At 66.4% G+C, this 17738-nt stretch carries 16 protein-coding genes; 4 read left to right on the top strand and 12 right to left on the bottom strand.

Translation table 11 applies throughout. From position 1 onward, the window contains the following. Positions 1 to 34 precede the first annotated feature (34 nt). From OIK44_RS13525 to OIK44_RS13510, 4 genes are all read left to right on the top strand, one after another. Positions 35 to 1723, top strand: coding sequence for a methyl-accepting chemotaxis protein (locus OIK44_RS13525; protein WP_273671292.1), 1689 nt, complete (start codon positions 35 to 37; stop codon positions 1721 to 1723). 283 nt (positions 1724 to 2006) lie between these two features. Further along, positions 2007 to 2873 (top strand): HDOD domain-containing protein, encoded by an 867-nt coding sequence (locus tag OIK44_RS13520; RefSeq protein WP_273671291.1) that lies wholly within the window; start codon positions 2007 to 2009, stop codon positions 2871 to 2873. Positions 2874 to 2932: 59 nt separating this feature from the next. Next, positions 2933 to 4144: a DUF2863 family protein gene (locus OIK44_RS13515; protein WP_273671290.1), complete on the top strand. Its 1212-nt coding sequence runs from the start codon at positions 2933 to 2935 to the stop codon at positions 4142 to 4144. Positions 4145 to 4263: 119 nt separating this feature from the next. Then, on the top strand, positions 4264 to 5043 hold the full coding sequence (locus OIK44_RS13510) for an enhanced serine sensitivity protein SseB C-terminal domain-containing protein (protein ID WP_273671289.1): 780 nt from the start codon (positions 4264 to 4266) through the stop codon (positions 5041 to 5043). A 43-nt stretch (positions 5044 to 5086) separates the two neighbouring features. Here the strand turns inward: OIK44_RS13510 and OIK44_RS13505 are convergent, their stop codons facing one another. The 12 genes from OIK44_RS13505 to OIK44_RS13450 all read right to left on the bottom strand — a co-directional run bounded on the left by OIK44_RS13505 (position 5087) and on the right by OIK44_RS13450 (position 17668). Continuing rightward, on the bottom strand, positions 5087 to 5344 hold the full coding sequence (locus OIK44_RS13505; protein ID WP_273671288.1) for a hypothetical protein: 258 nt from the start codon (positions 5342 to 5344) through the stop codon (positions 5087 to 5089). After that, on the bottom strand, positions 5341 to 5691 hold the full coding sequence (locus OIK44_RS13500) for a hypothetical protein (RefSeq protein ID WP_273671287.1): 351 nt from the start codon (positions 5689 to 5691) through the stop codon (positions 5341 to 5343). The genes OIK44_RS13505 and OIK44_RS13500 overlap by 4 nt, the downstream gene beginning before the upstream one ends. Continuing rightward, positions 5688 to 6203, bottom strand: a complete 516-nt coding sequence (locus OIK44_RS13495) for a glycoside hydrolase family 19 protein (protein WP_273671286.1) — start codon at positions 6201 to 6203, stop codon at positions 5688 to 5690. The genes OIK44_RS13500 and OIK44_RS13495 overlap by 4 nt, the downstream gene beginning before the upstream one ends. An 11-nt stretch (positions 6204 to 6214) precedes the next feature. Then, on the bottom strand, positions 6215 to 6376 hold the full coding sequence (locus OIK44_RS13490) for a hypothetical protein (protein ID WP_273671285.1): 162 nt from the start codon (positions 6374 to 6376) through the stop codon (positions 6215 to 6217). Then, on the bottom strand, positions 6373 to 6738 hold the full coding sequence (locus OIK44_RS13485) for a restriction endonuclease (RefSeq protein ID WP_273671284.1): 366 nt from the start codon (positions 6736 to 6738) through the stop codon (positions 6373 to 6375). Before OIK44_RS13485 ends, OIK44_RS13490 begins: the two co-directional genes overlap by 4 nt. Positions 6739 to 6810: 72 nt before the next feature. Further along, positions 6811 to 8598 (bottom strand): tail fiber domain-containing protein, encoded by a 1788-nt coding sequence (locus tag OIK44_RS13480; RefSeq protein ID WP_273671283.1) that lies wholly within the window; start codon positions 8596 to 8598, stop codon positions 6811 to 6813. Then, entirely contained in the window at positions 8598 to 9428 is an 831-nt protein-coding gene (locus tag OIK44_RS13475) for a hypothetical protein (protein ID WP_273671282.1), read from the bottom strand. The genes OIK44_RS13480 and OIK44_RS13475 overlap by 1 nt, the downstream gene beginning before the upstream one ends. A 7-nt stretch (positions 9429 to 9435) precedes the next feature. Continuing rightward, the gene (locus OIK44_RS13470; RefSeq protein ID WP_273671281.1) at positions 9436 to 9849 is read right to left on the bottom strand and encodes a hypothetical protein; all 414 of its coding nucleotides are present in this window, start codon (positions 9847 to 9849) and stop codon (positions 9436 to 9438) included. Beyond that, positions 9839 to 10234, bottom strand: coding sequence for a hypothetical protein (locus OIK44_RS13465; protein WP_273671280.1), 396 nt, complete (start codon positions 10232 to 10234; stop codon positions 9839 to 9841). Before OIK44_RS13465 ends, OIK44_RS13470 begins: the two co-directional genes overlap by 11 nt. Further along, positions 10231 to 11535 carry a hypothetical protein gene (locus OIK44_RS13460; RefSeq protein ID WP_273671279.1) on the bottom strand — a complete coding sequence of 435 codons (1305 nt, stop codon included), beginning with the start codon at positions 11533 to 11535 and terminating at the stop codon, positions 10231 to 10233. Before OIK44_RS13460 ends, OIK44_RS13465 begins: the two co-directional genes overlap by 4 nt. Continuing rightward, on the bottom strand, positions 11532 to 13004 hold the full coding sequence (locus OIK44_RS13455) for a hypothetical protein (RefSeq protein ID WP_273671278.1): 1473 nt from the start codon (positions 13002 to 13004) through the stop codon (positions 11532 to 11534). Before OIK44_RS13455 ends, OIK44_RS13460 begins: the two co-directional genes overlap by 4 nt. Further along, positions 13001 to 17668 (bottom strand): phage tail length tape measure family protein, encoded by a 4668-nt coding sequence (locus tag OIK44_RS13450; protein WP_273671277.1) that lies wholly within the window; start codon positions 17666 to 17668, stop codon positions 13001 to 13003. Before OIK44_RS13450 ends, OIK44_RS13455 begins: the two co-directional genes overlap by 4 nt. Between the last annotated feature and the right edge of the window lie 70 nt (positions 17669 to 17738).

Raw genomic sequence — 17738 nt, 5'->3', positions numbered from 1 at the left:
GGCAGCCTCCGGTGGTCACTGGCGGGAGCAGACGATGTTAAAAAATCTGAGTATCGGTCCGAAGCTGCTGCTGGCGCCCTGCCTGGTGCTGCTGCTGCTGGTCATCACGGCCGGCAGCGCCTTCTACGGCATGGTGCGGCAGAACCGCTCGATGGAAAACATGGCCCAGGTGCACATCACCCGCCTGAAAGCGGCGGCCGACGTGGCCGGCGACGCCAAATACGTCCACGCGCAAACCTACCAGTTGCTGTCGTGGATCAGCGGCAGCTTCGCGCAGACCCGGCTCGACGCCCTGGTGGCGCAGATCAAGGCCGGCCACGCCGCCATCGACGCCAAACTGGCGCGCCTGGCCAAGGACGCCTCGGCCGACGAGGCCGCGCCGCTGGGCGCCTCGCGGGCGGCGCTGGGCGGCTACCACAAGGCCGTCGTCGAAACCATCGAGCTGGCGCAGATGGACCTGTCGATCGCCGCGAACTCGATGGCCAAGGCGGAAAAACAGTTTGTCGCGCTCAACGAGCAGCTCGAACAGCTGGCGGCGCTGGAGCAGAGCTTGAGCGCCCGCGCCCACCAGCACGCCAAGGCCGAGTTCCACGCCCTCGGCCTGGGCATGGCCGTGCTGGTGCTGCTGTCGACGGCGCTGTCGCTGATGGTGACGATCTGGGTGCGCCAGGCCATGCAGCGCGACATCGCCCTGATTTCCGACGTCGTGCGCGAACTGGCCTCGGGCAGCCTGATCGGCGGCGTGCGCAACGACGGCCGCGACGAAATCGCCCAGACCTCGCGCGTGCTGGACCAGAGCATCGCCAATTTGAACCAGACCCTGCGCACCATCGTCGCGGCCGTGGACTCGATCGACCAAGCCTCGCAGGAAATCGCCGAGGGCAATATGGACCTGTCCAACCGCACCGAGGTGCAGGCCGGCGCCCTGCAACAGACGGCCAGCGCGATGGCCAGCCTGACGCTGGCCGTCACCGAGAACGCCGCCAACGCCGGCCGCGCCTGCGAGCTGGCGGCCGGCGCGTCGGCGCTGGCGCAGCGCGGCGGCGCGGCCATGGGCCAGGCCATGACGACGATGGAGACGATACGCGCGCACTCGCGGCAGATCGTCGACATCACCTCGGTGATCGACAGCATCTCCTTCCAGACCAACATCCTGGCCCTGAACGCGGCCGTCGAGGCGGCCCGGGCCGGCGAGCAGGGCCGCGGCTTCGCCGTCGTCGCCGCCGAGGTGCGCAACCTGGCGCAGCGCTCGGCCGCCGCCGCCAAGGAAATCAAGACCCTGATCGCCACGTCGGTGGGCACCATCGACGACGGCAGCGTGCTGGTGCAGCAGGCCGGCGCCAGCATGGCCGACATCGTCGCCTCGGTGCAGCAGGTGAACGACGTCATCGCCCGCATCAGCGGCGCCAGCGCCGAGCAGGCCGAGGGCATCGTCGAAGTCAACCAGGCGGTCGGCCAGATGGACGACGTGACGCAGCAGAACGCCGCCCTCGTCGAGCAGGCCGCGGCGGCGGCCGCCAGCCTGCAAGACCAGACGGCGCGGCTGGCGCAGGCGGCGCGGGTGTTCACCATCGACAAGCCGGGCGCCGCCGCCGTGGTGGTGGCGCGGGCGCAGGCCAAGGCCGACCTGGAGCGGCGCGCGGCCGGCGGCCCGCTGCGCGGCGGCGCCAACGCCGACCGGCGCAGCGCCCCGGCGTGGCCGCAGCGCCGGCACGGCGCCTGAAACGGCCCGTCCGGAGCGGCGGCGGCGCGGCCGGGGGGCGGCTTCGCGGCGCGGTTTGGCCCGCCTCGCCCGCCCGTTTCTTGCCCGAAGGGGCGCAGGATTATCGAATTGATATTACTACCAAGCAAAAATATGGCTTTTTTCGACCCGGCGCGGCGGAATTGGAGCATTTGCCGCCAGTAAACGGCGATAATCGAGTCTGGCGCGGTTCGGCCACAGCCGGCAGCGGCGGCCCGCCCGGCCGCGGCGCCCGCCCCCCACACAGTTGATCCCGAAGAAGACGATGACGAAAGTTGCAGCCCAGGCGCTAGCCGCCGCAGACGATCCGGTCGAAGCCCTGATGCGCTCGGTCCGCATCCCGCCGCGCCCCAGCCTGCTCATTGACCTGCAGCGCGAGCTGGGCGAGCGCGACCCGTCGCCGCGGCGCATCGCCAAGATCATCGCCAACGACGTCGGCATCTCCGGCGCCCTGCTGAAGCTGGCCAACTCGCCGTTCTACGGCGCCGCGCGCAAGGCCAAGTCGGTCGAACAGGGCATCAACTTCCTCGGCGTGAACCAGTGCAGCGCGCTGATCACCGGCATGCTGGCGCGCCAGGCCGTCGAGGCCGAGGGCGTCCCGCTCAACGAATTCTGGGACGTCTCGGCCAAGCGCGCGCGCGCCCTCGTGTTCACCTCGCGCAAACTGCGCATCGCCCCGCCCGACATCGCCCACACCTTCGGCCTGTTCTGCGACATCGGCGTGCCGCTGCTGATGAACCGCTTCCCCGACTACATCGACACCTACGCGGCCGCCAGCAACGACGCCGAGAACTGCTTCACCGTCGTCGAGGACGCCCGCCACCAGACCAACCACGCGGCCATCGGCTGCCTGCTGGCGCGCAACTGGGGCCTGTCGGCCGACGTCTCCTGGGCCATCCTGCTGCACCACGACTACCGCGTGCTGGACGACCCGGCCACCGACGACGCCATCCGCTCGCTGGTGGCGGCCTCGCTGCTGGCCGAAAAAGGCATCCAGCGCTACCACGGCAACAGCACCTCGCTGGAGTGGGACAAGGGCGGCGCGCTGGCCTGCCGGCACCTCGGCCTGACCCAGGAAGAAACCGACGAGCTGCTCGACGAACTGCACGACATGTTCGGCACCGACCACTGAAGTCCGGCGCCGCCGGCGCCACGCAACAGCCCTCCCTTTTTCCCGATACGATGACCACCATGCCAAAAAACAAGCGCCCCGTGCCCCGCAAATCGAGCGACACCGCCGAAGACAAAGACGAGGCGGTGACGCAATCGCTGTGCGACCTGGCCCTCGACCTGGCCGAGCAGGAGGACAGCGACAGCCAGAGCGCGCTGCTGCAGCAGAAGGACGTGGAATTGCAGCGCCTGATCCGCAAGAACCTGAACCAGAAGAAGGACGAGGTGCTGTACGAGGCCATCGAGCGCGCCAAGTTCGCCGACGTCGGCGCCTACCAATACCTGCGCGGCCACATCGAGGAGGCGGCCTCGACCGTGCTGGTGCGCCGCGAGGGCGCGCCCACGATGGAAATCAACGCCTTCGTCGTGCCGCTGTTCGTCCACAGCGGCGGCGGCCTGAAGGAGGAACAGGGCTTCCAGGACCAGGACGCGTTCGAGCAACTGGTGCGCAGCTTCCAGCAGGCCGGCCTGGAAAGCCCGAAGGCCAAGGTGGTGCTGATGAACCACGCCTACGACCTCGCGGAAATCGACAGCATCAGCTACAGCCACCTGAACGAGATGGTGCGCGACGCCTGGGCCTCGATGACGGACAAGAAGGTGACGGCGACGCCGGCGCTGGAACGCAGCATCGCCGGCTGGAGCGGCGCCGCCTTCGGCCCGCAGGACGCCGCCGTCGAGCTGCGCTTCCTGCTCGGCTTCGCGCTCAAGCGCGCCGACGACCCGTTCTACCAGGCGCCCGAGGAAGAGGCGGCGGCCGACGCGTATTTCGCCGCGCGCATGCAGCGCTACCAGGCGTGGACGCTGCAGGTCGAGCCGCTGCTGCGGCGCTGCCTGGCCGGCCCCGGCGCCGCGCTGGAAATCAACTTCCTGTACCAGGACCTTTTCCACGGCGGCAAGGAACAGGGCATGGCCGAATACTTCATGCTGCAAATGATGGCGGAAGTGAACGCGGCGCTGCAGCGGCACGGCGTGGCGCCCGAGCGCGTGCGCGCCGTCGTCGGCCCGGCCGACGTGCACGGCGACATGGTGTTGCGCGTCAACCTCTACGACGCGGCCGGCGCGCTGCTGGCCTCGTCGGAAAAACCGCTGGACCTGGCCGCCGACCTGGCAATGGAAGTGGACGACGTCGGCGACGCCCTCGGCACGCTGGGCGTGCGCGCGGTGGCGGTGGCGCGGCGCTTCGACGAGGCCGGCCTGGCGCTGGAAGAAACGCCCTACCAGCCGCAGCCCTGACGCCGGCGGCAAGCTCTGATCGACGACAAATCCGCGCCCGCCCATCGGCGCTAGACTTGCCCTCATCATGGGGGCGCCGCGCGCTTCCGCCGCTCTTCATCGCCGTCAACGGAGGTCGCATGCACAGTGCCGAAAGCCATCTGGAACGCTCGCTGCGCCTGGCGGCGGACGATCCGGCCCAGCGCGCGGCCTTCTACCGGGCGCTGCTCGACGCCGACGTCTACGTCGTCGGCGAAGCCGAGGCGGGACCGCGCGACAAGGCCGACGCCGGCGCATGCATCGCGATCCAAAACTGGACCCGCAGCGACGGCAGCACCATCATTCCCTTTTTCAGCTCCGTGGCGGCGCTGCAGCACGCCGTCGACGCCGACTGCAATTACCTGCAACTGTCGGCCCGCGCCCTGTTCGAGATCACCAAGGGCGCGGCGCTGGTGCTGAACCCGAAATCGCTGTACGGCAAGGAGTTCCTGCCCGAGGAAGTCGACGCGATGCTGCGCGACGGCGCCGCGCTCGTGCCGCACCGCATTGCCGAGGCCACCCAGGTGTTCCTCGGCCAGCCGCAGCGCTACCCCGGCAAACTGGTCGACGCGCTGACGACCCTGCTGGCCGGCCACGGCAACGTCAAGGCCGCCTACCTGGTGCTGATGCTGGCGCCCTCGCTCGACAGTCGCCCGCACCTGCTGGTGGGCATCGATGCCGACGGCGACACCGAAGGCCTGATGCGTGAGGCCGGCAACGTCGCCGGCCGCAGCGCGCCGGCCGGCGAGCCGGTCGACCTGACGCTGGTGGAGGCCGGCGAGGACAATCTGAGCGACTACTTCCTCGACAGCGTGGCGCCGTTCTACGAGCGGCGCTGGGGCGCCCTGCTGCACCGGGCGCCGGGCGTCGGCCACGCCTGAGGACAGCCGCCCCCAGCCGGCACGGCGTCGCCGGCATCCGCCGTCAAGGCCCGGCCGCGTCGCCGTGGTCCGCGCAGGCGCCCAGCAAGGCCCGCAGCTCGTCCTCGTAAGCGTCGCGCAGGCGCTCGCGCGCCAGCAGGGCCTTGGCCTGCTCGAAGATGCCCTGTTGCGGCACGACCGGCAAGAGCGGCGCCGGCGGCACGGCGCCGATGCAGGGCACGGCAAGCGGCACCCGCAGCGGCGCCGGTCCCGCGCAGGCGGCCAGCGCAAGGACGGGGACGAGCAACAACAGGGGCCTCATTTCATCTCCCGGGCAATCAAGGCCTCGGCGTCGGCGCAGGCATCCCCGCTCGGCGCCAGCGCCAGCAGGCGCGCCGCGTTCCGGCGGCCGGCGGCGGCCCGCTCTTGCGCCAGCGTCAGCGCGGCGGCGGCGACCCGGGCGCGGCGGCCGGCAGCCGCCTCCAGCGCCGCCAGCGCGGCGTTGTGCGCCGCGATCTCCGCATCCTTGCCGGCCACGCGCAGGCGCAGCGCGGCGATCTCGGCCACGCCCTCGGCCCGCCCCTCCAGGCGCCCGTACCAGTACGCGCCGCCCAGGGCGGCGCCAGCCAGCGCCAGCACCAGCGCCGCCAGCAAAGCATACGGCCTCACGCGAGCACCGCCCTGGCCCGCGCGAACAGCGCCAGGCGCTCCGCCAGCCCCGTGCTGCCGCCGTTGATGCGGCGCGTGATGCGCAACTGGTCGCCGGCGTCGGCCAGTTCGTTCAAGCCGCGCGACTGCCAGAACCAGGCGGCCGAGCGGCAAGCGTGCGGCACCAGCTCCAGCAATTCCGGGCGCTCGACCAAAGCCAGGGCGAGCGCCCGGCCGCAGGCGGCATAGTTGGCGCGGCCCGTGATCTGCAACAGGCCGCGGCCCTTGTAGCGCACGCCGTCGCCGGCCACCGTGTTGCCCAGGTCGGCGCGGCCCTCGTAAGCGGCGCCGCTGGCCAACTCGCGCACGTAGCGCAACTGGCCCGACTCGTGGCCCAGCTGCGCCAGGAAGGACGCCTGGCGCGCCGGCGTGTTGATGCCGAACTCCGCCATCGCCGAGTTCAGCGCGGGGAAAAACAGGCCGGCGCGCTGCCGGGCCAGCGGCATGATGGCCAAAAGCTGCTCAAGAGTCATCGTTGTATCTCCTAGACAGGCGCGCCGCCCTGCAGCAGCACGGCGGCGGCGCCGACCGTCAGCAACACCCAGGCGGCGCGGACGGGCAAGGCGGTTTTTCGGCACATGTGGTTGGCCGCGTACAAGCCGCGCAGCAGCACGATGGCGGCCACGACCATGCCGGCGCCCGTCATTGCGGCTCTCCGCGGCGGCGCAGCCACGCGAACGCGGCCGGAATGAGGACCTGGGCGCACAGGCCCAGGGCCGCCGCGGCCGCGATGCGGATGGCCGACTCGCCGGCGCCGGCGACGAAGGGCAGATAGTTGGCCGCCGCCACGCTGAGCACGGGCGCAAACCAGCCGGCGATCAGCGAGGAACCGACGACGCTGCCGGCGATGCGCGGCAGGCTCATCGCCGGCAGGTAGGACAGCGACACGAGGCCGCCGAAGAAGCCGGCCAGCAACGCGTCGTACTGCACCCCGAGGATAGAGCCCGTCAACGTGATGGTGCCGGCGGCGATGGCGATGCCGACGGTGGAGCTTGCTAGCTCAGCCATAAATACCTCCCAGGTCGTCGAAATAAAAAAGCCACCCGGAGGTGGCGCGCTTGCAGCAGTGGCGGATAGTGCTCAGGCCGCCTCCAGGGCCGCCAGGCGCGCCTCGAAGCCGCGCGCGAGGAACATATTCAGTTCGTCATAGCGAAACGCGTAGCGGCTGCCCGCCGGCGTTGGCACGCCCGTGTCAACGTTCTCCGCCTCGGCCCACTCGTCAAAACAGATGAAGCCGTAGCGGAACGGGTCCAGGCCGTGCTGCGTCATCACCTCGATGGCGCGCTGGACCGTCATGCCGATATGGTCGCGGGCGGTGCCAGCCTTGTCGGCCACTGCGGACAGCCAGCGGTAGGCGCCGATCTCGCTGGCCAGCGCCTTGGCGGCGGCAATCTCCTGCGCCGTCAGGCCGCGCACCGGCGTTTTTTCGCGGGCGTCCGACGTGTTGATCGCGCCGGTGGTCGAATAAATCACGCCCCAGCGACAGGCCCCAATGCCCAGGTTGCTATGCCCGTCGGTCGCGGGCCGAATAATCCCGGTGTCTGATTCCAGAATGAGGTCCTTGGTAGCCCGAATGCCAAAGTTTGCCCCCGTTCCCACGCCAAACGCAGCGCCGCCGTCGGTGCCGATAAAACCTGCCGCCGGCCCGCTACCACTTGCCCCGGCACACGCAAACGTCATGTAGGACTGGGCTACAATGTCAGCAGAAAAGTGGCTCCATCCGCTCGATTTGCTGCGAATAATCAATGAGGCGTCGAGCAACATTTCGCCGCCTCGGAACGTTGCGACAGGAGTAATGTTACTGCCTACCGAAATAACAAAGGGCTTGGCGCCGGCAGTCGCCGAGTAGGTGGAGTGCAGGTAGCTGACTCCGCCATTGTTCCAGAGGCGAAGGTAGGCGTCGTTGCTGGGACTAAGCGCCACAAAGTACCCCTGATCGCCCATCCCCATTCTGCCGGCATGGATCGTACCGTAAGACGTAATGGCGCCTGCTGCCGCAAGGCTGCCGCTGATGGCCACGTCTCCCGTATGGGCCAGCGCCCCCATCGTTGCGGGATTGGCGATGTTGACCTTGCTCGCGGCCAGGTCGGCGAGCTGTTTCTGCAGTTTACCCATCGCCACCAGGATGGTGTCGGCGGCGGCCACAGCGGCGCCTGACGCCAGCGACAGGCCGCTCAGCACGGCGCCGCGCACGTCGGTAGCCAAGTCGCGCCAGGACTTATCGCCACGCCAGTATTGCACCGCCGTGCCGGGCGCTATCACGGGCTCCTTCTCGGCGTCGAGCTCGGCCAGGGCCGCCTGCACATTGCCCGCCGCAATACCGCCGGAAGGCGTAAGGCCAACAGAAGCAGCACCGCCGCCAGCAGCCAAAACCGCTACCGCAACTTTTTCCACATCCAGCTCGGCCAAGGCAGCCTGCACGTCGGTCGCCGCAATGCCACCGGACGGCGTGAACGCGACGGCCGAGGCGACATTGGCCGGCACCGTATTCCACTTCCCGCCCGCCCAGACACGCAGGCAGCCGCCGTTGAGAGCGAGGTCCCAGTACGCGGCGCCGGCCAGCAGGGCGCCGCCGTCGTTGTCCAGCGTCGGCGCGGCCGGCTTGGTGCCCAGGTAGCGGTTGCCGAACGATTTCAGCGCGGCGGCGGCGGCCAGCTTGCTCGCCGAGGCGTCGGCTTCGCTGCCGGCCGCGCCGAGCTCGGAGGCGCGCGCATGGTTTTCGGAGGTGAGCGCGGCGGCGGCCGACATGGCAGCGGCGGCCGCGCTGGCCGCCGGCGCCGGCACGGCGCCCAGCGCCGCGTCAAACTGCGCATCCATCCGGTTCAGCTGCGCCACATAGTCCTGCTGTCCATCATAAAAACGTTCCATTAGATTTCCTCAAAGTCGAGTTGGGTGGCGTAACGCAAGAAGTTCGGCGTGCTCATCGCGGGCGCCGCGACCAGGCGGCCATAGACCTGGTGCGCCTGCTCCAGCAGCGGGTCGGCGTCGCCCGGGTAGAGGCTCAGCAGCAGCGGCCTGGCCATGCCATTGCCGCGGGCGATCGCATACAGCGCCTCGCGGTCTTGCGGCGTCATCGACGACAGGCTCAGCGACAACTTTCTGTGCTGGGTGCCACGGTCGACCATCTGGTCGCCGGCGCCGTTGCGGTACTGCGTACTGCGGTCGAGCACCGTCAGCGGCGCGCCGTAGTCGGCGTTGTGCTCGGGCGACCAACTACGGCCGCAGACCAGGCGGGCGGCCTCGATGTAGCCGGCGGTATTGCCGGCGTCGACGATGTCGATGACGAGCTTCTGCACGACATGCGAGGGCTCGATCCAGACGCGGCCGTGCGCCCCGCCGCCGTAGGCGAACGCGTTCACGCCCAGCGGCGCGCCCCACTCCCACACGCCCAGCGGCAGCGCCGGGCAGGCGAACACCGCCCCCGTGTCGAAGACGGGCGCGGCGTCCGTCGCCCAGGTGTAGCCGCGCACGCGCACCGTCGCACCGCTACTGAGGTTGCAGAACGGCAGATGCACGCCGCCGATGCGCTCGCCGGCCGGCCAGACGGCGGTGAGCGTGGCCGACGTGCCGGCCGCGCGCCACACCTGGCCCTTGATGTCGGTCAGCAGATTGGCCGCGCCCAGCCCGCCGGCCTGGCTCGACACGCTCAGCGTGGCGCGGTCGGCGGCGTTGTCTGAAATTATTTGAAGATTAGTCATTGGATTCCTAAATTTTGCTGAGCTGTAGCACCACGGCGCGCGCGTGCGCGACGATGGCCGCCGTCGAGGTGATGGTCGCCAAAGCAGCCTTGCCGCCGATGCGCAGGCCCTCCAGAGTGGGGCCGACATGCATATGCCATGGGTCAGCGCCCGCCCTAATTCCATCGGCAGCAGCGGCGAACATTTTCCCGGTCGATTCCGCTTCGACCTTGATCCAGGGATAATCATCGATCTTGGCGGCTGGATAACCAGCCCGGGCAAACGCCAGCGCATCGGCGTATTTCGCCGCATAAACGGCGTCCTGAGCAGGTGCAATCGTGATATGCCGCGAGCGCGCGACGCCGGCGGCGACATCAATTTCGTTACGCGCCCACGCCCGGGCAAGATCAGCCGTTGGAAATGGGGAAACGTCAAGTCGCATGAATAATCACCTCATAGTCTTGGAATGGAAAGAGAACTGCCCTGATCGTGTAATCGCCGGGCGAAAGAAAAGTCATCACGATATCGCTCCCATCGGCAGTGATAGAGCTAGACACTGGGCCAAGCACGCGAACATCAGTCCCCGCCGGCAAACCCGCAATAACAACCTCGCTGGTTCCATCAGCAACAATTTTCTCAGTCGAGGTCGATACATGAAATACGGGCCTATCGACCAACACCCCGTCGGACACCCATTGAGTCAACGGATTGGCCTCACATTGAAGAACTTTTCGGCCTGTGGATGTCTGCATTGCCAGCATCGAATCTGGGCAACTGCCAAATTGTAAAATCTGACCAAGCTCAGAATAAATAATGAAATTTTTCATCGTTTTGTTTCTAACAAAAATAACGTCGCTAACGCATTACTTGGAAATCTTTCATATTGATCCACATGACCCCCATCAGAAAAAAATACGCCAGACCTAACCATGGAATAGGTAAATGCTCCAATTCCAGGGCGATCCAAGAATATAAAATTTCTCGTATTTTCATTCTTCGAACTCGTGAACTTATCTTCAATTGTCGTAAATATGATATTTCCGTCCCGATACAAGGTTACCTGTTCTTCAAGTACAGTACGGTAAACTCCAGCCACAATACCCATGGAGTACCCTAAAATTAAAATTGGCGCACCAGTAGATGTAATAGTGAGTGTTAATGGCACGTTACATGGCAATGACTTAGAAGCTGCACTCAGCGGTATTGTCACCGCTTGCCCCGCCAGTTGTAGCGTATCAACAGCCGCATTTACGATCTTGGCATTCGTGATGGAGGCATTGGCAATTTTTGCGCTTGTAATCTCTGCATCGCCAATCTTTGCCGCTGTGATCTGAGCATCAGCGATTTTTGCGCCAGTAATCTGAGCGTCAGCGATCTTTGCGCTGGTAATCTGCGCATCAGCGATCTTTGCGCTGGTAATTTGCGCATCGCCAATTTTTGATGTTGTAATGGCTGCATTGGCAATATATGTGCCACCGAGTGCCGTCCCAGCCCCCAAGATCAATGTTCCGTCTGCAGCGCGGAGCGTCAAGTTATTGGTATTGATCGCCGCCGCGCTCACCGAGCCGGTAACCAGCATTTTTCCGTCGATCACCACGCCCGGCGCCACCCAGGCCGTGCCATTCCACGTTTTCGTCAGCGCGAACGTGCCGTTGTTCGAGATCGTGACGGTGTCGCCAAGCTGGTTCGGCCCTGTCGTGGCCTCATCGGCCGCCGCGTCCGACCATGCCCCGCCAAAGAGGTACAACGTCTGCGAACCGCGCGGGCCGGCACCGCCGTCGGCCACCTTGACGATGGCTTGCGTGGCCGTGTAAGCCACGCCCTGATGAGTCACGGTGGCCGTAATGGCCGCCGTCGGCGCCGTCATCGCGGCATAGGTAAGCGTGCGCGCGTTGCCAGTGCCCGTCAGCGTGCCGCCGACGATGCCGAACACGATGTCGTCGGACGGCAGGTTCAGCGGCAGCGCCGTCAGCGTGATCGGCGCCGGGTCGGCGCCGCCGGCGGCCGGCATCTTGAACAGCTGCGCGCTGGCGACCAGCAGCACCAGCTTGCCCGAGCCCTGGTCCTCGAAGCGCGGATAGGTCGCCTGGATCAGCGCGTCGCGGTCGTTGAGCATTTGTGTCGTCATACGAGTACCCCCACTTTCACGTGTGCGTTAAGCCAGTTCGGCGCCAGCGAAACGACCACGCCGGGCGCGCCGCCGGCCATGCCGTAACGCCGGTGATGCAGCGTGACGGCCTGCCCCAGTTCCAGCGCCATCATTTCCGGCGTTCCTTCAAATTCATAGATCGTCCGCGGCACCCGCCACAGCGCGAGGCGGCGCTCCGCCTCCGCGTCGGCCTCGACCTTGCGCAGCAGCAGCGTGTCCTGCTGCACGGGCTCGGCGTCGAGCCGGTACAGCGCCTGCACGGCGGCGTCGGCCCGCGTCGTCGTCAACCACTCGCTCTTGTACAAGTCTTTGTGCTGCACGGGGATGCCGGTGTCGAGCTTGTCCTGCACCGTCCAGTTCTTGCAAAAGCCGAGCTTGACGGCGGCCGCCACGGCCGTGCGGCTGGTCGGCGCCAGCGTGCCGTCGACCATGTGCCAGGGGTGGATGGCAGTCGGCATGCCGGCGCCCGGCAGCGCCAGCTGGATCAGGCGCAGCCGGCCCAGGCGCGACATGGCGATCTGCGCGCCCAGGCTGTTGGCCAGCATCTGGCAGGCATTCAGCACGTTGGTGCGGCCGGATAAGTACAGGCCCACCGGCTGCGGATGCGCCGCCTCGAAGGCGGCCAGGTTCGCGCTGTCGAGGTCGGCGGCCGTGAAGCGGTCGGCCGCCTTGCCGTAGCCGGTGACGATGCGCTGCACCAGCGCCGCCACGGTGTTGCGGTAGCCGCCCGCCGTCTCGCCCTTGAGCGAGACGGTGACGGCGGCCGAGGCGTTGGCGACCTTGAGCGTGAACTTGCCGCGGCCGTTGTCGAGCGTGGCGCTGACCGGCACGCCGTTGGCGCGCACCTCGTCGATGCGCTCGACGGCGCCGCCGTGCACCTGGAATTCCAGCGTGCCCGGATCGCTCAGCAGCGGCGTGACGTTGTGCGTCTCGCCCCAGCACAGCGGCAGCAGGGCGTCGGCGTTCGGCGTGGCGCCGCCCAGCTTGGCCTCGCTGACGGGCGTGTTCAGGCGCTGCAGCTTGTCGCGCAGCTTCAGCGCCAGCTTGTCGGCCCCCTTCGGCGCGATGTCGGCGACGATGCCGTTGAAGATCATGCGGAAGTCGGCGCGCGGCCAGCCAGGGTCGCCGACCCAGGCGCGGATGGGCCGGTTGGCCCAGACGTCGTTGGCCCAGCCGTCGCGCACGCCGGCCGGGTTGTGGATCTCGATGTCGCCGGCCGACAGCCCCGCCTCGCCGCTCAGCGACAACTGCTCGGAGAACTCCAGGCCGGTCGAGACGATCGCCTCGTAGCAGGTGTTGGCCGGCGTGTCCGTCGGCGCCGTGACGTAGCTGCCGGTGGACAGGTAGCGCGTCGTCTCGGCGCCGGCCACGCGGGCCTCGACCTCGATCAGGACGATGGGGATGGCGGCCGGGCTTTTCAGCCAGGCCAGGAAGTGTTCGTCGTTCATGCCAGTTCCGCCTTCATTTGTTGTGCGTAGATGGATACCTTGGCCGCCTCTTTCGCGCCGCAGCTCACCATTTCCGCGTTGCGTTCGGCGGCGCCCTCGATGCTGGCGATGGTGTCGCCGGTCTGCTGCGCCTTATCGGCGCGCAGACCCTTGATTTCCTCGTGCAGCATGCGGTTGTCGTCGCGCAGCCCGCGGATCTCGGCGACGAGGGCGTCGGCGCCCAGGTTCGCCTGAGCGCCATAGCGTTTCGCCTCGAACAGGGGCACATCGCCGTCGGCCTGCTGCAGCGGCATCATCACGGGCTTGACCCGTCCCGCGGTGATGTCGACCTGGCCGGCGGCGCGCAGCGCGGCGCCCAGGTCAAGGATGGCTTCGCGGGTGCTGAGCACGGACTTGTTGACGTCGATCAGGCCCGCCACCTGTTTGTCCAGCGCCGCCAACTGCCGCTCCGCATCCGACGCCTGGCTACCGGCCAGCAGCGCCAGCGCGGCAAGGTCGTCGCGCACCTTGGCCGCATCGGCCGCATACGAGTCGCTGGACGCCTTGATGACCTGGTCGGCCGAAAGGTAGGCCGAGGCCGCCCCCTGGAGCGCCGCCTGCGCGGCGGTGTCGCCCGTTTTCGCCTTCGCCAGCGTCAACTCGTACTGGCGCTGGGCCTCGGCCAGTTTCTGCACCGGCGTCAGCGTCGACATGCTCCCCATCATCAGCGAATCGCGGAACGACAGGATGCCGGCCTTGAACGCCTGCAAGCGGTCGACGGTCGATTTCAACGCGTCGGACTCGGCGTTGTATGCTTCTGCGACGGCGCTGCGCGCCTTGTCTATCGTTTCCTGGTAACTGTCGAAAACCTGGGCGAACAAGGGCACCAGGGCCATCAAGGCAGCGTAGTTTTTGGCGCCGCTGTCCGTCGCCAATTGGCCGGATTGGGCCAGGCCGAGCACGGCATCCTTGAACTGGTCTTTCGACTTGATGCCAGCCAGGCCAAGCAAGGCCATCTGCTCGCCCAAATACTTGCTGACAGGGGCCAGGCGTTCCGATTCGGATAGAAAGGCGCTCGAAAATGCCTCCGTCTGACTGGCCAGCTTGTCGATGCCCCCTGACAAATTGATGAAGCCTTCACGGGCCTTCAAGCTCCCCATGCCGGTCTGGCCGAACGTCCCGCCCAAGCTTCTCAAGATCGCATCAAGGCTGGAGTAATTCGACGCCACCCGTATCATGGTTTCGCCCATGCCCTCGCCGACCTTCTGAAAATCCTCGATGATCGGAAACAGCGCCGCGGTGACCTTGTCGAACGCGACGCTGACGCCGGCCGACAAGGCGTCGATCAAGTCCTGCCCCTTCAGCTCGCGCGTACTGACCGAGAAATCAATACCTACCTTGTTCAGCGCATCCGCCAAACCGGCGCCATCCAATCCCAACTGCACGCCAGCCTTGACCAGCACCTCGCCGATGTTATCGAAAATCAGAGTGAACGGTTTCAATGCCACAGCATTCAGCGCCTTGATGTTCGTGAAACTGTCGCTGGAATTGCCGCTGAACCAGCCGCCGTCGCTGGTGTGAGTCACGTCCTCATATTGGACGCCCTTGCCACGTCCCTTGCGTAAGTCACCCAGCAAGCCGCTGAAGCGCACGCCGGTGTCGGTGATCGTGGTGCTGGTGTCGGAGCCCCAAAACGATTTGGTCGACTCGTTGACCGTGCCAAACGCACTGCCGCCCGTCAGCCCGGTAGTCTGGAAGATGCCTTTGGCGGCGCCGTTAAGCGCGGACTCAATATTCTTCAGCGCCACCAGCATGGCATTCTGATAGCCCAGCTCCAGCGAGGAATTACCTTCGATAATCGCCAGCGACTTGGACAGCGATGCCGACTTGGCCGACGAGTCGCCCAGCACAGTTCCCGTGCCCTGGGTTTTTTGCCGCTCCGCAAAGGTCGTCGGCACGGCGCCGCCACCGCCACTCATGCTGGACGATCCCATCGCCACCATGAAGGCGATGATGGCTGCCGCACCGACGAAACCGAGGACCCCCAACTGCTCAAATGCCTTGGCGGCGCCGGCCATAGTCGAAGCCGTCGTTTTGGTCGCCGAGTTTGCCACCGAAACGCCGGTAGTGCTGGTGTCCACGGCCGCCGCTGCGGCCATGGCCGTCGCTTCAACGCCTTTCCCCGCGACCACGGCAGTGGTCGTGGTTGTCGCCGCCAGCAGCTTCTGCGCCGTCGACGTGATCGTCATCGCCATTTGATAGGCGTGGTAGGCCTGTTCCGCTTTTTGCATGACCTTGTAGCCAGCAGAATTCTTGTCAAAGAATGCGGATGCCGCTTGCGCCATCTCGGCGTACTGCTTGACTTGTACCTTGGCCGATTCCCGGCCCGCTTTCGTTTCGGCCTCTTTAATTTTTTCAGGATCGCTGGTATTGGACTTGACGCCATCGAGTTCAAGCTGGATGTCGCGCTGCGCCTTCTGATAATCCACCAATGCCATCGTCATCTTGCCGATGGCGCCGCCGACGCCGCCGAAGGACTGCTCCAGCGATTGCGCCAACTCCTTGGCGGAGCCGGCCGTGTCAGCCCACATGCTGTCCTCCTGCTTCTGCGTCTCCACCTTGGACGAAGATGCAGCGATGCGTTCGCGCGCCTTGTTTTCGCGCTCCAGCGCGTTGATCCGGTCCTGGTAGCCCTCGATGGTCTTCTCGCTTTCGCCGTTGGCCACGGCGGCGGCGATGCTGCGCGCGGTCTCGGCAATGGCCAGTTTGTTGACAGCGATGGCCTCCAGTTCGATGACGGAGCGCGCCTTCTCATGCGCGGTATTGGCCGCTTCCATCTGGTCCGCCTCCGCGACCAGTCCCGCAATGAAGTTGTTGACCGCTTCATCGGACTGCGCCACGATGGCCGCCTTGCGCTGCCGCTCGTTTTCGTCAAGCAGCGCGATCTCGCCCTTGCTTTTCAGGGTCTGTCGGGTGCGGGCCGCCTCGGCTTCCTCGATTTTCCCCAGATTGTCTTCGCGCGCGCTCTGGCTGGCGCCGTGGAATGCACGCAGCGCCTTCAATTGCGCGTCATACGCGTCCAGTTCGGCTTTCCCGGCTGCTTCCAAACCCAGCCGCTTGCTGGCGTAATAGCTCTCATCGGCGGCAAAGCTGCCCTGGTGCTGCGCATCCGCCAATGCGGCCATTTGGGCCAGGCGCTCCTTCTCCAACCCCAGCGACGCCTGGATCGACTTCAACTGCCGGTTCAGCGCTGCCTGCCCGTCGTCGCCACCTCCCGGCGCCTTGTCCGCGTACTTTGCGCGAATCGCGGCTCGATCGCTCGCCTGTTCCTCGGGTGTCATCTTGACGCCGGCCGCCTGTTTGGCGAGCAGACTGTCATTGTATTTTTTCAGCTCCCTCTGTTCTTGCTTGCCCTTAGCGGGATGGCGCAGCCGCATCGCCTCGATTTCCTTGCTGGCCTGCTTGCCATCGGCATTGCGGCGCGCCTCCTCGCCGGCGGCACTGGCCTTGGCTTCCGCGGCCGATTTCCTGCCCAGGGCGGCGACGATCAAATCGCTTTGCACCTGGATGGCGCTTTCCAACTCGGCGTCGTTCATGCGCCTGTTGGGATTGGCGCCATTGAAGTCGATGCGGGTTTTGCGCATTGCCACAACGCGCTCTTGAATCCGCGCGATATCGTCCTCCGGGGTTCTCTTACGTCCGTTACTGAACATGGCGTCGTTGAACTCGGCCCACAGGTTTGCTCCCGATTTGAGCAAACTGCCAAGCCCATCCAGCTGGACGGCCCGCTTCCGCAAACCATCGTTATACAACTGGCCGGTCAGGGCCATAGCCTCCTGGGTTTTCCCCTCTTCTTCCAGGGCGCGGATGTGCTCATACTGCGCCGTGGTCAAAATATTGTATTGGCTGTCGTGCGTGTCGACCCATTTGACGACGCCGTCGGCCATCTTGGCGAAGTCGGCGGCCACCGTCTCGGCCGGCTGCCCCGTCAGCTCCGCCATCGTGACGGCGGCAGCGCCCACCGATTGCATGGCTTCGCCGGTGAACTGGCCGGTCGACACCAGCGTTTGCAGCGCGGCGCGCGCCTTGTTGATGCCGGCATTGTCCAGGTCGGCGATGGCACGCGCCATGGTATTGAACTGCCCCTCGGTGATACCGGCGAAATTTCCCGTCAGTTGCAGCGATTTGGCGAACTTCTCGGATTGCTCCCGTCCCTTCAGATAGGCTTCGCCGACATACATTACCGCCTCGGCGACCAGGCTCAGCCCCAGGGTGGCGCCTTTGCCGAGGCGCTGGACCGCAAACTCGGCCAGCCCCGACTCTTGGGCAAACTCGGTCAAACTGCCTTTCACCTTGCTCACGTCGCCCTCCATCAGGCTGGCGCCGAGTTTCGCGGTGGCGTCCGCCAGGCCCTTGGCCGCCTTGACGGAGTTGTACATGGAAGTGGCGGCCGCGCGGCTGTCCTCGCCCAGCGCGGCGGCGGCGGCGGCGGCATCGCGCGCCGCCTCGGCCTGCGCGCGCATGACGTTGGCGGCCCGATTCGACTGCGCATTGCCGCTGCTGATCTGTTCCGCCGTGCGGACACTGGCGTCGCCCAGGGCCTCCAGCGCCTGCGCGCCCTCGATCACCTGCGGCGTGTTAATCACTACTCGAAGTTCAGAAATATCTGGCATAGCTTGGCCCATAAAAAAACCCGCGCGGGCGGGTTGGTCAAAAAAAAGCGCAAAGGCCGGCGCCGACACGCTTGCAAGCAGC

This window comes from Janthinobacterium fluminis, from assembly GCF_028595325.1.
Classification (GTDB): Bacteria; Pseudomonadota; Gammaproteobacteria; order Burkholderiales; family Burkholderiaceae_D; genus Janthinobacterium; species Janthinobacterium fluminis.
Note: the sequence above shows the minus strand (reverse complement) of the source record. Positions and strands in the feature narration are given on the sequence as shown.